The sequence below is a fragment of the Tahibacter sp. genome, assembly GCF_035481375.1.
Lineage (GTDB): Bacteria > Pseudomonadota > Gammaproteobacteria > Xanthomonadales > Rhodanobacteraceae > Tahibacter.
The window spans coordinates 1-1552 of sequence record NZ_DATIGT010000145.1; the positions used below are offsets into that span (position 1 = coordinate 1).

A 1552-nucleotide genomic window follows, 5' to 3' on the forward strand; every position below is an offset into this window, starting at 1 on the left:
ATTGTGGGAGGCAAAAATTCGAGCGTTGCAGGGCAGCGGCGACAACCCGGGCAGCCTGCGCTCCACCGAAATGGCCTTGAAGCAACTCGCGAAACGGGCCGACTACAAACCCGAGCGAGTGGACTGGATACGCCTCCAGCGGGCGTCGGGCCTATACGCCGCCGGAACTCATCTTGACTACCAGCGGGAAGCGGGAATTTTGTTGAACGACATGCGCAATGGCGGCCGAACACACGATGCCCTGTACATCGAAACGCTGCGGCAGACCGCTCGATCGCATTCGGTCTACTCGGAATTTGCAGCTGCTTTGCCGCTCTACGAAGAAGCAGTTGCGCTGCAAATTTCGCTCTACGGCGAGAACCACAAAACGATGCCGGCGCTGCTCGGTGGGCTTGCTTCTGTCTACGATGGTCTCAAGCGCCTCGACGAAGGGCGCGAACTGTATCGGCGTGCCATTGAATCGAGCGAACGCATATTCGGCAAGACCCATCGCACGACGGCTAGCATCAACTACTACGCCGCAGATCAACAGTATTTCTCATACCGCAATCTCACTGAAGCAGAACGCTTGGTTCGGCGAGCAATCGCCGCCAACCCACCAGAAGCGCGCGGCAACGCCGCCATATTTCATCATCGTCTTGCCGAGTTACTGGTGCTGCAGGAGAAGCTGTTCGAGGCCGACTACCATGCGTCGCTGGCATACGATATCGCGATCTCGACGTATGCATTCGGTGAGCTGATCCATATTACGCCCGTCAACTCAGCCTACATTGCGTTGCGACGCTACAACTTACCTGCCGCGTCAAGGCTGCTGACGGGCTCGCTGATCGGCACGGTGAGGCAATTCAAGCTTTACTACTACGTCCGCATGTCTATAGAAGCCGACGCGCTTGGCGCATTCTTCGGCTGGAACCGCGAATCCGACGGTTCGACGATCGTTCCGCCGATGCGGCGCTGACCAACACCGCCAGCAGCATCCAACGTTTGGCACCAACGATTGCCTCGCAACGCCAAAACATCCCCCTCCCCGCATCCGCTCAAACTTCGCCCCCGTTTGCCGTACGATTCGGTATTCAGCTGCGCGTCGCCGCCGGTTCTGCGCCGTTGCAGAGGCCGGTCCAACGCGGGGAAGTTCGTTCATGCACGCCGTCACCTCGCTCGACGATCCTGGCTTCTGGCGTCGGGTCCGCGCGCTGTTCCATGCGCTCAGCACGCTGCCTGCCGCCGCGCAGGCGGCTTATCTGCGTGATGCGGCGCCGTCGCCCGAGGTGCGCGAGGCGGCGCGGCGTCTGCTGACGCTGCGCGACGAGCTGACCGGTTCGAGGGGACTGCCGGACGCAGGTCATGCCGCGCACGCAATGGACGATGCGTTCGTCGACGAGGATTCCGCACCTGCCACGACCGGCTTCTACCTCGAACGCCTGATCGGCGAAGGTGGCATGGGCCGCGTCTATCTCGCCACGCGCGAACTCGGCGACACCACGCAGCACGTCGCGCTGAAGATCGTGCCGCGCGCCGCCGACGGCCGGCGCCTCGTCGAACAACTGCGCCG

At 61.9% G+C, this 1552-nt stretch carries 2 protein-coding genes; both read left to right on the top strand.

Going from position 1 to position 1552, the window contains the following annotated elements; all coding sequences use genetic code 11:
* The coding region (locus VLF18_RS09825) for a tetratricopeptide repeat protein (RefSeq protein WP_325279447.1) at positions 1–958 on the top strand (958 nt) is incomplete at its 5' end.
* 181 nt (positions 959–1139) lie between these two features.
* The coding region (locus VLF18_RS09830) for a hypothetical protein (RefSeq protein ID WP_325279448.1) at positions 1140–1552 on the top strand (413 nt) is incomplete at its 3' end.